This window comes from Marinomonas rhizomae, assembly GCF_003315485.1.
Lineage (GTDB): Bacteria > Pseudomonadota > Gammaproteobacteria > Pseudomonadales > Marinomonadaceae > Marinomonas > Marinomonas rhizomae.
Genome location: NZ_QNSE01000006.1, coordinates 233648 through 249525 on the forward strand (window position 1 = coordinate 233648; position 15878 = coordinate 249525).

Genomic DNA, 15878 nt, shown 5'->3' on the forward strand with positions numbered 1-15878 from the left:
ATAGAAGCTGTCTAGCTTTTATAATATCGTCCATATTTAATACATTGGAAGAAATAATAATGAGCTATAGTAAAATACCTGCAGGCAAAGATGCACCAAACGACATCAACGTTATCATCGAAATCCCAGCACAAGCGAACCCTGTAAAATACGAAGTTGATAAAGACATGGACGCTCTAATTGTCGACCGTTTCATGACAGCACCTATGTTTTACCCAGCTAACTATGGTTATGTAAATCATACTTTAGCAGACGACGGCGACCCAGTTGACGTATTGGTTATCACACCTTACCCGGTTGTTCCTGGTTCTGTTATTCGCTGCCGCCCAGTCGGTGTGCTCAATATGTCTGACGAAGCAGGTATGGACGCTAAATTGGTTGCGGTTCCTCATGAGAAACTAAGCAAAGAATACGGTCATATCCAAGATGTGAACGATATTCCACAATTGCTACGTGATCAAATCGAACATTTCTTCGAAAACTACAAAACTCTTGAAAAAGGCAAGTGGGTAAAAGTAGAAGGTTGGGCAAACGCAGAAGAAGCGAAAAAAGCCATCGTTGAAGGTGTAGAAGCTTACAACGCTCAGTAATTTGTTCACGCAAATTATATAGACATAAAAAAACCGATCTAAAGATCGGTTTTTTTATTTAGGACTTTTGCTAATCAATCTCGAGAAAACTATTCTTGAGAATCCAAGAAACGCTCAGCATCCAACGCCGCCATACAGCCTGTTCCCGCTGACGTAATTGCTTGGCGGTAAATATGATCAGACACATCCCCTGCCGCAAAAACACCTTCAATACTTGTTTGAGTCGCATTACCCTGCGTACCAGACTGCACAGTCAAGTAACCATCTTTCATTTCAAGCTGCCCTTGGAAAATATCTGTGTTTGGCTTGTGGCCAATCGCAACAAACAAACCCGCAACGGCTAACTCTTTTTTCTCGCCTGTTTGACTATTTTTGATACGAACACCAGTTACACCCGCATCATCACCTAGAACTTCATCTAGCTCAGAGTGCCACTCAATTTTCACATTACCGTTTTTCGCTTTTTCCATCAATTTGTCTGCTAGAATCTTTTCTGAGCGGAACTTATCACGACGGTGAATAACGGTAACGGTTTTCGCTATGTTAGAAAGGTAAAGCGCTTCTTCAACAGCAGTATTACCACCACCGATTACCGCTACATCTTGGTTACGGTAAAAGAAACCATCACATGTTGCGCAAGCAGACACGCCTTGGCCCATAAATTTTGTTTCGCTTTCAAGCCCCAAATATTGAGCACTGGCGCCAGTAGAAATAATCAAGGCATCACAAGTATAAACGCCGCTGTCACCTTCCAAACGGAATGGACGATTCTTCAAGTCAACTTTGTTAACATGGTCAAAAATGATTTCTGTTTCAAAACGTTCAGCGTGTTTGCGCATGCGCTCCATCAGCTCAGGACCTTGCACACCTTGATCATCACCTGGCCAGTTATCAACCTCGGTCGTCGTCGTCAATTGACCGCCCATTTGCATACCTGTAATCATCACAGGATTAAGGTTCGCACGAGCTGCATAAACAGCCGCTGTGTAACCCGCTGGGCCAGAACCTAAAATCATTAATTTAGCGTGTTTCACATCGCTCATGTTATTGCTCCTGTAAATGAATGCTTGCCTGACACAAAAACGGTCGGCGAAAAGTCTGTGGTGGATTCTAACGAAAATCTACTGAAATTCTTAGAGAAAAATATTAATTACTAAAATAGGGACTATCTATCAGTTTTCAAGCATCTAACTGATTTCAGCCATTTAACTCATTTCGTGTGAACAAGCCGCGCATTCAGGATCTTGAGTTAAACGCATCTCACGCCAACTCCCTTCAAAACCATCAAATAACCTCAGCACGCCATGTTTCACTGCCCCGCAGCCGCTGGCCAACTTCAGCGCCTCAAGTGCCTGATACACACCTAGCAAGCCCACCACAGGAGCGACAATGCCACTTTCGTTGCAACTGAGCTGCTGATCCGACAATGACGGATACAAACACTCGTAACAAGGTGTAGATTGCTGATGATATAAAAAGCTCACCAATTGCCCTTCCCAACGAATTGCAGCCGCACTGACCAATGGTTTTTTAAGAGACAAACAAGCGCGATTGATAGCTTGCCTAGCGGTGAAATTATCGGTGCAGTCCAAAATAACGTCCGCTTGCTCGACCGCTTTTAGTAAAGAAGCGTCCGCCAATTTATGCGTAATCACCTCTACTTTGACCGCCGAATTTTTGAGAGCAATTTGCTTCGCAGCAGCTTCTACCTTGTTCAGACCAACCTGACTCTCGTCATAAAGCACTTGGCGTGGCAGATTACTACTCTCTAATTGATCGCCATCCGCCAAAGTCAGATGACCAACACCAGACGCAGCCAAATAAGTAGCAGCAATATTGCCAAGCCCACCCAAGCCAATAACCAGCACTTTTGCTTTGGCAAGATTGAGCTGCCCCTGAATATCAAAATTGGCCAATAATAACTGACGACTATAACGATCTAACTCTGATTCGTTCATTTTCACCTTACTTTCTTTCTGCTTATCCTGCCCGACTGGTCAATTCTTTGCTAAACTCGCTTAATTATCTTATCCACGAGCACCAATATGAAGTTTCCAGGCAGACGCAAACTTAAACACTACTTTCCTGTTTCCCAACCAAAGCCCGTTTTGCCTACATCGGAAGTTAGACCCGATAAAGACACTTATATTGTTGGCTTAGACGAAACCATTGTCGACGTGGTCGCCAATGTCTCTGATCAATTTCTAAAGACATTTAATATCCAAAAAGGATTGTCCAATCTTGTCGATACCGACACAGCCTCCGCTATTTATAACGAATTAACGGCACAAAACAGTATCTCAGACCACTTTGCTGGCGGCACCATTGGCAACACCATACACAACTATTCCGTGCTAGCCGATGATAAATCCGTTCTACTGGGCGTTATGTCAGCCAATATCACCTTAGGCTCACCAGCTTACCATTATATCTGCCATACCAGCAGCAAAGTCGATATGAATCACTTACAAGGCGTTCCTGGGGACATTGGCCGTGGTATTACACTAATTACACCTGATGGCGAACGTACCTTTGCGATTGCGCCTGGTGACATGGATGAACTGGATGTAGACCACATCCCAGAGCACATAATAGCTGGCGGTGCAGCACTGGTAACTTGTGCTTACCCATTACGCCATCAAGGCAAACCTATCAAAAAAGCCATGCTAAAAGCCTTGGAATATGCTCACAACAATCAGGTCCCAACGGTTCTGACATTAGGCACCAAGCATCTAGTAGAAGAAAACAGAGACGAATTACTTGAGATCATCAAAAAACACGTCAATGTTTTAGCAATGAACGAACTGGAAGCCGAAGCATTAACAGGCTTACCTGATCCATTGCAAGCCGCCAGTGCTATTCTAGATTATGTTGATATTGTTTTGCTGACAGCCGGCCCAGATGGCATGTATTTATGTGGCCACACTGATGACGAGCTAAAACGCGAAACCACCAATCCGATTAAATCTGGCAGCTTGGCCGATTTCAATCGCTGGGAGTTCAGCCGCCCCATGCTGCGAGAAGTCTGTAAACAACCGGTAAAAGTCTTTTCTCATATCGATCCTTACATGGGTGGGCCTGAAAAAATCCGTAACACCAATGGCGCGGGTGATGGCGCACTGTCCGCATTGCTACATGATATTTCAGCGAATCACTTCCACAAAGAAGCGATTCCAAATTCCAGCAAGCATTTAGCCCCCTTTTTAGCCTATTCTTCTTTTGCTCAGATCTGCAAATACTCCAACCGTGTCAGTTATGAAATACTAGCTCAGAACGCATCACGTTTATCCAGAGGATTACCTGAACGAGAAGACAGCCTAGAAGAAGCTTATTGGGAAAGATAAGCTTCCGGCTAGGTAACCTAAAGCATCATTTTTAGACATAAAAAAAAACCATGCTCAAACGGCATGGTTTTTTTCTATGCTCACTCAATAAAAGAGCCGCTCAAAAAGAATTTACTCGCTTAACTCATCGCTTCGATGCCAAGTGCATCATTGCGTTCAAACATACGGTTAAGCTCAAGCAAAATAACCAACTCTTCTTCTTTCTGATAAACACCTTGGATAAACATCAAGGCCTCATCATTACCAACGCTAGGACTTTGCTCAATCTCACCTTGGTATAAATAGAATACTTCTTGGACAGCATCAACAAGCAAACCAACTTGCTCGCCATCGTGCTCGATAATAATAATTCGAGTGTCATCTGTAATAGTGCACTCAGGCAAACTAAAACGTACTCGAGTATCGACAACCGTCACGACATTACCACGTAAATTAACAATACCTAATACATAAGAAGGCGCACCTGGAACCGGAGCGATTTCACTATAACGTAACACTTCTTTAATCTGCATGACGTTAATACCATAAGTCTCGTCAATCAGTTTAAAAGTTAGGTACTGTAACAACTCGCCTTTTTTCGATTCCGCTAAGGCTTTCCCATTTTCTTTAATAGGTGTTAATTCAGACATGGCTCACATCCATATTCAATTTAATAAGAGTAATGTAGAACTCATCACAAGCTTTGTCTAGTCTAAACAAACCATGATGAGCCTACGAGCAAAGTTAAGTAACAATTAGTTGTCTTGTTGTATCCCAACTATTGTCCAATTTCCATTTGCATCAGACATATTTTTTTCCAAATGCCAAATTTCATTGGTATCTGAAGTCTGATCACCCTCTTTGATCCAGCCTGAAAACTGCAAAGAAATAGAAGCCGTAGAGCCAACATACTCACCACGAACAAGCTCAGCCATCAAAGAGATAACTTCTGTACGAGGCTTGTTATCACCATGAGTCGCGCGTTCTGCAACCAAAAGGTTGTAAAGCTCAGGACTAACATAATCTAGAATCTCATCGAAATTATTGTCATCCCATGCTTTTTGCAGCGTGATGTAATGATTTTTTGCTTCAGCAACAAACGCCTGCTCATTAAATCCTGGTGGAAGTTTGATCTCTGGCTGCGCACCAAAGCCACTAATTCCAGACATTGGAGAAGGCTGAACATTATCGCGAGTTGAGTTCGGCATTTCGCGGAACATACCATTTGCACCACTGGCTTGAGCCTGAGCGGCACGGCGTTTTGGCGCAATAAAGAACTTGTAGATCAAGAAACCTATCACAGCAAACAACAAAATGTCGCCGAAAGAGATGCCATCAAAAGCACCGCTACCTAACAAGGCTGCAAAAAGGCCACCAGCCAACAAGCCACCTAACAAACCACCACCTAAGCCACCTAAAAACCCAGGTTTTTTAGCACCAGCCGCAGCGTTTGTCGTGCTGCTGCTATTAGCTGTCGTGCTTTTCGATTTAGAAATAGAAAAGCTTTTACCAAAGCTCTTACCACCACCAAACTTTTTAGCCTGAACATCCGCACTATAACCGCCAGCGCCGATTGCCAAAACAAACGCCATAAACATGGCAAATACTGTTGTTTTCACAAAACTCTCCTTTATTTAAAGTTGACCAAACCAACGGCATTACGTAAGTCTGAAATCATTCCACGTGCACGAGCCCGTGCTTTGTCTGCCCCTGCCTGTAATATTTCTTCTACATGAGCAGGATTGGCGATTAACTCAAGGTACTTTTCACGTGGTTCAGATAGTTGACCATTAACCAGAGCAAAAAGTTCCTTCTTCGCTTCACCCCATGCAATTCCATCTGCAAAATTCTGACGCATTTGAGCGGTTTGCTCAGGCGTTGCGAACGCTTTATAAATATCAAACACAGTAGAGTCTTCAGGATCTTTCGCTTCACCTGGCTCTAACAAGTTTGTCTTGATCTTATTGATGCCTTTTTGTAGCTTTTTCTCGGTATCAAATAAGGGAATCGTATTATTGTAGCTCTTACTCATCTTACGACCGTCTAAGCCTTTCAGAATCGAGCCTTCTTCGCCTACTACTGCTTCAGGTAAAACGAAGTGTTCACCAAATAAATGGTTAAAACGACCTGCAATGTCACGCGCCATTTCGATGTGCTGAATTTGATCACGACCAACAGGCACCTTATGCGCATTAAACGCCAAAATATCCGCCGCCATCAAAACTGGATAGCAGAACAGACCCATAGTAATACCAAAGTCTGGATCCTGATCATTGGCAAGGTTTTCATCCACCGCACCTTTATAAGCATGCGCGCGGTTCATCAAACCTTTTGCAGTTACGCAAGTCAGTAGCCAATTCAATTCAGCAATTTCAGGAATATCAGACTGACGGTAGAAAGTTGCTTTGTCGGTATCTAAGCCACACGCTAGCCAGGTCGCCGCAATTTCTAAGCGAGACTGTTTCACACGCTCTGGATCCTGACATTTGATCAACGCATGATAGTCGGCAAGAAAGAAATAAGACTCTGTATTTTCTTGACGGCTCGCTTCGATCGCTGGACGAATTGCCCCCACATAGTTTCCTAGGTGTGGAGTACCTGTGGTGGTAACACCAGTTAAAACAATTTCTTTTGCCATTGTTGCTACTCTTTCCTACTTTACATAATGTCGAAATTTTAAAATGTTGAAATGCCGCTTACCCTAACATAAAAAAACCACATCAAGAATCGCACAACAAGATTATTTAGATTGAGTTTTCACTCGTTTTTTAAACCTTCTAGCAATAATGGCGCTGAATATCTCGATATCAATACCAAAGCTCATCAATAAGACCAGAATAACGCTGAATACGCGTACTGGTCGCTGCCCGAATTAACCCACTTGATCCCCACAAGGTAAACACCTTCTTTGCCCGAGTAATGCCAGTGTAAAGCAGCTCTTTAGTTAACACTGGCGATGGCGCCATAGGCAATAACAAAGCGACTTGATCAAACTCAGAACCTTGAGATTTATGCACCGTCATCGCAAATACCACTTCAAACTCGCTCAAGCGACTCGGCAGCAACCCCGAAAAAGAGCCATCCGGTTGCATAAACCAGACACGAAGACGCTGAAACTCATCTGGCATACAAAGGCCAATATCACCATTAAATAAACCTAATGCCGCATCATTTTTCGTTAACATTACGGCTTTCCCCGGATACCAAACATGCGGATCTTTTACCCGTCCACGTTGGTAAAAATAGTGTTCCAATTGAACATTCACCTTCTCGACACCAAACTCTCCTTGGCGTACCGCCGTCAAAATCTGGTAGCGCGAAAACACGTCGTACAGCGTTGCAATAGCTAAATTCTGACGTACTGCTTCCCAATACTCGTCATAACCTTTAGCCAATGTTGCAATGTCGGCCTTGGTTTGCCCTTCTTCTGGTGCTCGCCACTCAATATCGGCGTAGTCAGCTTGTAAACAACGTAAAACCGCTTGGCTGTCACCTACGTTCATGGCTTTTGCCAAGTGTCCGATACCACTATTAGCATCAAAGCGGTAACTGGTGCGCAACAAAGTCAACGCTCGGCTAATTGGCGGAGCCGATGGGTTACCAAATGGTGCCAGCTTTTCTCCAGTCAGGTGACCAAGGCGCTGCGCCCATTCTGGCTGGAAGTAGACCTCTTCGATGCCATAGGATAAATCCCCTAAAACACTGCCCGCTTCCACCGAGGCAAGCTGATCTTTATCGCCAAGCAAAATCAATCGTGCATGAGTTGGCATGGCATCAATCAGTTTCGCCATCATAGGTAAATCCACCATAGACACTTCGTCCACCAGCAACACATCCAAATGCAAGGGGTTTTCTTTATTGTGTTTAAAACGGCTGCGTCCAAATTCGCTACCTAACAAACGATGCAAGGTGCTGGCTTGTTCGGGAATGGCAAGCTTAACGTCGTCACTTAATGGCAAATCCGCTTTTGCATTTGAAATAGACTCGGTCAGTCGAGCCGCCGCTTTACCGGTTGGCGCAGCTAACTCGATACGTAACAACTTTCCTTCAGCAAGCGATTGAGCCACCAGTAACGCCAGTAAACGTGTCACAGTGGTTGTTTTGCCGGTTCCGGGACCGCCGCTGATCACAGAAAAAGGCAAGCTCGCCGCATTGGCGACCGCGACTTTTTGCCAATCAACCGTATCGGATTGATTCGGGAAAAGTTGTGCTAACAAACCTGCGTCGACGCCAAAAGGCGCAACAGCAAATTGTCCTTTGAGATAATTCAGCACCTGTTGTTCATATTGAAAATAACGATACAAATACAAACGCGTGCCAGCCAACACCATTGGTCGTTCGGCGACATTTTGTGCTAACGAAACTAAACGGCTCGCCTGCAAGGCTTCACACCAAGCAGCAACACTCTTAACGCCGCTATTGCCTAACGCTACTCGCAACTCCTCTAAGTCCACACCTTCTGGCGGACTTTGCCAAAGAGTTGCGAGATCGATACAAATATGCCCCGCACCTAAATACGCACTGCATAAAGCGCCAGCGATATGAACCGCACCATTATTTTCACTTAAATTGCCTTCTTGGGTATGTTGCGCCAGCTGTTCGATCCATTGGCAATCAATGGCTCGCAATACGCCTTTGGCTTGCCAACCAGACAAACTAAATGACGTAGTAGCAGATGAATTTTCCTCGAGCGTTTTTTCATTGATAGAGTCGAGCAAACCTAGCTGATTAGAAAAGTCCATATTGCACCGCCTCTTTATTTTCTGGCTTATCTCTTTCGCCACTAAACAGTTTGTCTAAAGCGGTCACATGCTCAAGACTTAAACGGCTTTGAAAAATACCCGTTTGCTGTTCTGGCTGCATGCCTCGCAGGAACAAATACACTACGCCGCCAACATGTTTGTCGTAATCATAATTGGCCAAGCGCTGCTTCAACAAGCGATGCAACGCCAAGGTATAAAGCTGATATTGCAAGTCGTATCTGTGCTCGGCAATGGCATGAACCAATTTCTCTGGCTCGTAATCCGCAAAGTTGTCACCCAAATAGTTCGACTTATAATCCAACACGTAATAACGCCCTTGATGCTCAAACAACAAATCGATAAAGCCTTTTAGCATGCCTTTTAACGGACGATCCTGAATCATAGGCGCAACACGAGACACCTCATCGTGTTCACGAGAAATACGATCCAATTGCAAAGCATTCATACCTGTCACCGGAATAAAAAACTCCATTTCCTTACGACAAGCCGATGGTGCCAAACTTCCTAAACTCATTCCCGCCATTAGCTCTGTGTTCACTATGTCTGGCAGCCATTCACTCAATACCTCTTGCCATTCATCAAAACCCTGACGTTCGTAAAAATCAGCCATTAACTTATGGTGACTGGTTTTTAATAAATCGTTAAAGCTCGGATTGCTCGACACATCATGAAGCGCTTTACCTTCCAATGTGTCATGCAAGAATGTCCCCGGCTTTGCGCCTTTGGGGAAAGTGAAGCGGTTTTGCTCTGGCGCTTCTTGACTGTCTTTTACATCAACGTCTTCCGTCAATGGATCCAGCAAGCGTGTGGTTTCATCCAAGCCAGGCACACTTTCATCGTGTTGCTCTTTGTCTTCTACCACCAGTGAGGAATAACTGCCCACCCACCAATCTCGTTCCACACGACCCGTAAAGTGCCTCGCATGAGGCTCGATCAATTGCGCCTGCGCCATTTTGAATCGAGGCAAACGCAGTGGTTCCTCAGGCAATTCCAGCAAGCTCATTTGTCCCTCTTGATAACGCTCACAAAGACGTTCGATGCTTGGGTACAAATCCCCTGCCTCAAGCGCCTCACCTTCACCAATCAAAGCCCCAACACCGCTAAGGTGAACATCTGACACTGCGCCACGAGACTTATTCGAGCTTTTGCCCACTTCCATAGAGCCAATAAAACACGCCTCTTTAGAACGCGTTAACGCCACATAAGCCAAGCGAATTTCCGCCGCGTATAGTTCTTCTTTATGCTGTTCGGTTTGTGTTTCATCGGGATCAATAGCAATCCACAATTGCTGCTGCGCATCGTGATACAAAGCCGATTTTTCTTGATCTCGATACGGCGTAAAAGCAAATGGCAAATACACGATGGGGTATTCCAACCCCTTACTTTTGTGAATGGTGACAATTCGCACCAGTTCCGCATCGGTTTCAAGTCGAATCTTTTGCTCGTCGCTGTTGCCATTTGGGTTTTGAATTGCCAACCTGAGGTAACGTAAAACGCCTTCTTTAGAATCCAACTCAAGAGACTTTTGCTGTAACTTTTCAGTTAAATGCAAAAAGTCCGTTAAGCGACGTTCGCCACCGGTATGGCTTAGCATGTTTGCGGCCAAAGCCACGTCCTGCATGAACTCACGTAACATCGGCAACAAACCTTGTTTGTCCCAAATATCTAGATAATCACGGAAAGCTTGCCCCCATTTCTCGTACACCACATCGTCGTGATTGAGGGTATCTAAGTCTTCCAACGACCAATCGACCAAGCTGGTTGCCAGTGCTGAGCGCAGTTTGCTTTCTTGTCCATTGGATAAAATCGCTGTCAATACGATCAATAGCTCTCGCGCTTCGACGGTTTCGAACACCGATCCCTTATCGCTCAAATACACACTGGCAATACCGCGCTGACGTAATGCGTCTTTCAAAGCATTGGCTTGACTAAAGTTGGTTACCAACAAGGCAACGTCTTTTGGCCGCACGCCTTTGCCATCAAGTAACGCCTGCCCTTGCTGACCTTCCAATAGAATTTCATGGAGATGCGCTGCGCAAGATTCCGCCATGGTTTGACGGTATTCTTTTGCCGACACAGGCTCATCACTGCGTTGATACAAAAACTGCAACGCCGCTTGCGCTTGGCCTTGTCGATAAAAACCACTGGCAACGCCACGATCTTGCACTTCCACGAAAGGAATCCCTGCGACACGAAAAGGTTCAGCTTGCGTAGTAAAAAGCCCATTAACCGACTGAATCATTGCCGCGGAAGAACGATAATTGGTCGCCAAGGAATACACAGCATCGACGCGTTTTTTGGCCGCTAAATAGGTATAAATATCTGCGCCACGAAAGGCATAAATCGCCTGCTTAGGGTCGCCAATCATGATCAAGCCAAGCGCATTTTGATCCACTTGCGCTGGTGCATAAATCGTCGAGAAAATCCGATACTGCACCGCATCCGTGTCTTGGAACTCGTCAATCAGAGCAATAGGATAAAGATGACGAATACGCTCGGCTAATTTGCCTGCTTCGTCTTGCGTTAGCGCCACATCGAGAGAGGTTAGCAAGTCTGTGAACGTCAGCGATTGCGTGCTGCGTTTCCAGCGTTTCATGCGCTCTTGAGTTTGTTGCCAGAGCTGAGTCAGCAAGACGGCTTTTAATCGCCCAGCATCCGGAAAGCTTTCACGCAACGCTTGCACCAAACCAAAGAATTCGTGCACGGGCAAATCGCCACCTTTGCTCAATCGACTGGCGTGCTCATTGGTATCAAATTTTTCTAGGCTTTTGTCTAACTCAAAACGCGTCGAGTTCGCCCATTGTGTGATGGCTTGAATGTCTTTCGACGGATCTTTACGCCAAAAGGTACGCTTGATACCACTGCGTTCAAGAGCGTCGATAATATCTTGCGACTGAGCGAGCCACATGGCGCGCACCGCCGCCATGGTTTTTTGTGCCTGACTTAGTGCATTTTCCCAGTCGTAATCTGGCACGGCGATTTTGGCATCAGGCTGATTGTTCAGTAAATACAAGTCTTTCAACAAGGCGTCTGGGGTCGACCAAATTGGCTGAATCAAGGCGGCTTTTGTGTCGTCCATCGGATAAAACACACTGCGCCAAACGTCTTTCACCGCCATAGACAACGGAGCCAGCTCGTCGGTCTCAATAGTTTGTTGAAACAACATCCGGCTTTCAAACGCATTCTGACTCAGCATGCGCTGACAAAAACCATGAATAGTAAAAACCGCCGCTTCATCCATTTGCTTTTCGGCATACAGTAGTTTTTCAATGGCACCAGCGCGTTGCTCGGCTGACATTTGCGCCATCCAATCCGCTAGAAATACATCGCTACTTTCGCCCTGCAATAAGGCTTTTCGCGCCGCTCGTATGCGACTACGGATTCGGGCTTTTAACTCGGCGGTGGCGGCTTCAGTGAAAGTCACCACCAAGATTTGATCCACCGTCAGCGGTTTGTCTAAGTCGTCGCTATTTTCAGATAAAGACGGCCCCGTTGGCACCAGCAAACGCAAATACAAGTTAGCAATGGTATAGGTTTTACCCGTACCGGCACTGGCTTCGATTAACCGTTTACCAAACAACGGAAAGGTTAAGGCGTTAAGCGGCTCAGGAATCGTGTTCAAGGTTCCTTCGCTAACAACTGACTCAGAAGAATGACTCATTCCATCACCTCCAAATGACGATGCATGGGCAACCAGATTTGCTCACACAAGGCGACAAACTGTTCCTTTTGGCGATTTAGATCAGGGAAATAACGCTGCCAATAAGCATCGTCCACCTCACTGCGAGTAAAAGCACTGCTATTGTCTTGGTAGAGTTTTAACGCCTGCTCCCAAGCAATATCCAAGTCTTCTTGCGCTTTGCTCGAACAATAGCTTTTACACCATGCATCAGCACTTTTGGCCGGTAAGGCAATCGGCTGACACAAGCCTTGCTGCAGTAACGCCAGCATAGTGTTGAGATACTCTTGAGCATCCTTCGGCGGGATAAGAATAAAACTGTGCTGTAGCAATTTGCCGTTTTTGGTTAAATTTATAAGATGATGTTGCTTTGGCGTACCTTGCGCGCACAAAGCCAAATGCTCAATCCACGCCTGCATTTTTTGATGGGCAGACAACTCGCCAATGCGATAAGACAAACGCGTCGTCGCTGTGGGCAAATCCAGCCAAGCTTGCAAAACAATACTGCCAAGGGCCAAGTTCACTTCAATCGGTTCACACTCTTCCAATGCATAACCTTGCAACACAGACAGTAATTGACGGCACTGGCCGCGGCTCTGCTGCAAAGACAAACGCCCTAGTGCGCCATAAGGCAAAGCGCCCATTAAAGATAAACGTTCGACGAACTGATTTTCCTCGCCTTTTAGCATGGCTTGCAGCAAACCTTCGCGTAATTGATAACCGGCCAAACCATCCAGTGCAAACGGCTCGTCTTCTTTTTCTTCCTCTTCTTGCAGGCTCAAATAGGCTTTTAATCGACGCTGGGTGAAGTAACGCGTTGGATGCCCAATAAAACGTGATAACTCATCAAGGGCAAGCTCTAATCTTGGCTGCTCCAAACCATCCAGAGGTGAAAACTCGGAATGCTCATCGTCCACAGGCACACTCAACAAGGCTGGCAGCCATTGCTCATCATAACTGTATAAGCGTTTATCAAATGCCTGCGAATTCGCTTCTAAAGATAGCTGAGACGAATAATACGCCGCGTTAAATGGCTGCAACGGATGTTCGAGAATCAACTGATCTAACAAGGCTTTCTGCGCGTCGTCTGGCGCTAATGCTTGATCGTCTTCAAACACACAGCTTTGGCCGATGTATTCCAGCAATTCACTTACTAAGATAGACGGATTTTTCTCGCTGTTGTCTTGAATACTGCGACCAACATAACTGATATAGAAACAATCTCGGGCTGACATTAGGGCTTCAAGGAACAAGTATTTATCGTCTTCCCGTCGGCTTCGGTCGCCACTGCGATATTGCCCAACCATTAAATCAAAGCCCATCGGCGCAACACTGCGTGGATAATCCCCTTCGTTTAAACCCAACACGCAAATCACTTTAAACGGCACAGAACGCATGGGCATCAAGGTACAAAAGTTCACTCGACCTGCTAAGAAGCGCTGACCGCCTTGAGATTCTTGCAACAAAGGTGATAACAACTGGCGGATCACTTGCTGATCCAATGGGGCATCAAAATGCGCTTGCTGCCATTGCAGGGTCAGCGCATCAAGCTGCTTAGTCAGTAAGACCTGAAAGGCATCGTCTTCTTCCAATAAGAAGAAACGCTCTGCTAAATAATACAGAGTCGAAATCCATTCTTTCGGCGCGAGAGATTCCATCAATTTCGCTTGAGCATCGTTAATGGCGACCAAGAACTCCGCCAGTTTACCCGCCACCGACGCTTCTAAACCTTCTACATCGCCGTAACTTAAGGTGCCCTCCCAAATATGGTCGTGACCCATGGCATAACCCAATAACATGCGACGCACGCCATTCAGCCAAGTATGGGATTCCTGAATGGGCAAATCATGTTGCTGCGCGGTTTTACCATCTAATCCCCAACGAATACCCACTTCCGTCGACCATTGGCGAATACGTTCTAACTCATCGGCGCTTAATTCAAAACGCGCCAACACCGCAGGCACTTCTAACACGCTGATCAATTCGGACAAGGTGAAACGACTTTCGCCTAAACCAAGCAAGTACAAATAGGCGTCAACAATCGGGTTTTCCATACCGCCAGATTGGTCAATCAAAGCAAAAGGAATCTGTTTTCTGCTCTGCGCGCTACCTTTTACGGAACCACTCCCTTTTACACCACCACTCCCTTTTACAGAACCAAAGACGGCCTTAACAAACGGGCTGTAAGTATTCACATCGGGCAACATGACGATGACGTCTTTTGGCGTCAGGCTCGGATCACTCTCGAACATTTGCAACAGCTGGTCATGTAACACCTCCACTTCACGCAATGGACTGTGGCAGCGATGAACACGAATACTTTGATCATCGGCAGCAAGGGGATGTCGATAGTCAGCGTTGGCAATGCTGGCGTCTCGCTCTTGTTTCGAGCCATGATTTTCTAAAGTCAGCACGTCTTGCTGAATCCATTGCAACATACCGCTCGATTGCTCGGTGCGACTTGGTTGATCGCTCAAATAATCTTCAAAAACTTCCAACTCGTTGTCAGCCATTTCTTGTAGCTGCGCAATATAGTCTCGACCTAAACGCCCCCAGCTTGACAACAGTGGATTAGCGTCCAAATGCAAGGTATCGGTACTCAATCCTGGCTTGAGCGTTTGGCGTTTTATTTCTCGACCTAAATAATGCTTATCAACCACATCGCCCCAGTAAAAACGGCAAGGGTTCTGTAAAAATAAATGCACATCAATCCAGCCAGAAGCAGCCAGCACGCGAAGAGACTCAAGCGTATTCGGCGGCAAAGAAGACACACCAAAAATAAAGATTCGCTCAGGCACGCCAACAGGTCGGGAAGACGATTGTGTGGCGTCATGCAAGGCTTCAATCAGATTGCCTCGATGATAAAGCGAGGTTCCCTGCTGGCTCACATCGGCAACCAGATCTCGCCACAAAATGGCTTGCCAAGGTTGCTGCTCAAAGATGGCTTTCAGCTTGGGATCCTGTGCTTCGCCGCCTTCCCAAGATTTGATCCAATCCGGACGGTAAACCAAATATTGGTCATAAATATCGGCTATACTGCTGCATAACTGAAAGCGCCGAATTTGCGTATCGTCTTCTTCAAGGTACCAACTCAGCGCCTGAAATTCTGGCTCACCAAGACGAGTATCCAACAAGCGCATCAAGCGCCACACTAAGAAAGGTTTGTTAAATTCACTCTGCGCGGGAATATCGTCTAAGGTTTGCGAAAAAGTTTGCCAAACAAAGGTCGAAGGCAAAGGAAACACCAAACCCGCGGCAATAGAATGCGACTCGGCCAAGAACATCTTCAGCCATTGCGCCATACCGGGGTTTTGCACCAAAATGGATTCATCATCAAACGGATTTTCTGGTGGAGAAACAGCCAGAATCTTCGCAAGCAACACGGCTAAATCTTCTAGACGGTTACCTGTGTAAAGTTGAAACATGCAAGAATCCTACGCGTTAGAAAGGAGCTTAATAAAATACTAATAAGCCTAACCTTGGACGCAACAAAAAAGAAGAACTGAATACTTTAAATGAAGGG

The 15878-nt window shown here is 45.7% G+C and carries 10 protein-coding genes; 2 read left to right on the plus strand and 8 right to left on the minus strand.

The window, feature by feature from the left end; all coding sequences use genetic code 11:
* Positions 1-59 precede the first annotated feature (59 nt).
* On the plus strand, positions 60-590 hold the full coding sequence (gene ppa, locus DFP80_RS09255; protein WP_113916522.1) for an inorganic diphosphatase: 531 nt from the start codon (positions 60-62) through the stop codon (positions 588-590).
* 89 nt (positions 591-679) lie between these two features.
* Here the strand turns inward: ppa and trxB are convergent, their stop codons facing one another.
* Entirely contained in the window at positions 680-1633 is a 954-nt protein-coding gene (gene trxB, locus DFP80_RS09260) for a thioredoxin-disulfide reductase (protein WP_113916523.1), read from the minus strand.
* 162 nt (positions 1634-1795) lie between these two features.
* Positions 1796-2548 carry a HesA/MoeB/ThiF family protein gene (locus DFP80_RS09265; protein ID WP_113916524.1) on the minus strand — a complete coding sequence of 251 codons (753 nt, stop codon included), beginning with the start codon at positions 2546-2548 and terminating at the stop codon, positions 1796-1798.
* A gap of 87 nt (positions 2549-2635) precedes the next feature.
* Here DFP80_RS09265 and DFP80_RS09270 point away from each other — a divergent pair, with 87 nt between their 5' ends.
* Positions 2636-3934: an inosine/guanosine kinase gene (locus tag DFP80_RS09270; RefSeq protein WP_113916525.1), complete on the plus strand. Its 1299-nt coding sequence runs from the start codon at positions 2636-2638 to the stop codon at positions 3932-3934.
* A 119-nt stretch (positions 3935-4053) separates the two neighbouring features.
* Here the strand turns inward: DFP80_RS09270 and DFP80_RS09275 are convergent, their stop codons facing one another.
* The 6 genes from DFP80_RS09275 to recC form a co-directional block, all read right to left on the minus strand.
* Positions 4054-4563 carry a chemotaxis protein CheW gene (locus tag DFP80_RS09275; RefSeq protein ID WP_206610573.1) on the minus strand — a complete coding sequence of 170 codons (510 nt, stop codon included), beginning with the start codon at positions 4561-4563 and terminating at the stop codon, positions 4054-4056.
* 105 nt (positions 4564-4668) lie between these two features.
* Positions 4669-5532: a Tim44 domain-containing protein gene (locus DFP80_RS09280; RefSeq protein ID WP_113916526.1), complete on the minus strand. Its 864-nt coding sequence runs from the start codon at positions 5530-5532 to the stop codon at positions 4669-4671.
* A gap of 11 nt (positions 5533-5543) precedes the next feature.
* Complete coding sequence (locus DFP80_RS09285; protein ID WP_113916527.1) at positions 5544-6551, minus strand: tryptophan--tRNA ligase; 1008 nt, start codon at positions 6549-6551, stop codon at positions 5544-5546.
* 169 nt (positions 6552-6720) lie between these two features.
* On the minus strand, positions 6721-8655 hold the full coding sequence (gene recD / locus DFP80_RS09290; RefSeq protein WP_113916528.1) for an exodeoxyribonuclease V subunit alpha: 1935 nt from the start codon (positions 8653-8655) through the stop codon (positions 6721-6723).
* On the minus strand, positions 8642-12337 hold the full coding sequence (gene recB, locus DFP80_RS09295) for an exodeoxyribonuclease V subunit beta (protein ID WP_113916529.1): 3696 nt from the start codon (positions 12335-12337) through the stop codon (positions 8642-8644). Before recB ends, recD begins: the two co-directional genes overlap by 14 nt.
* Entirely contained in the window at positions 12334-15780 is a 3447-nt protein-coding gene (recC, locus tag DFP80_RS09300) for an exodeoxyribonuclease V subunit gamma (protein WP_113916530.1), read from the minus strand. The genes recB and recC overlap by 4 nt, the downstream gene beginning before the upstream one ends.
* Between the last annotated feature and the right edge of the window lie 98 nt (positions 15781-15878).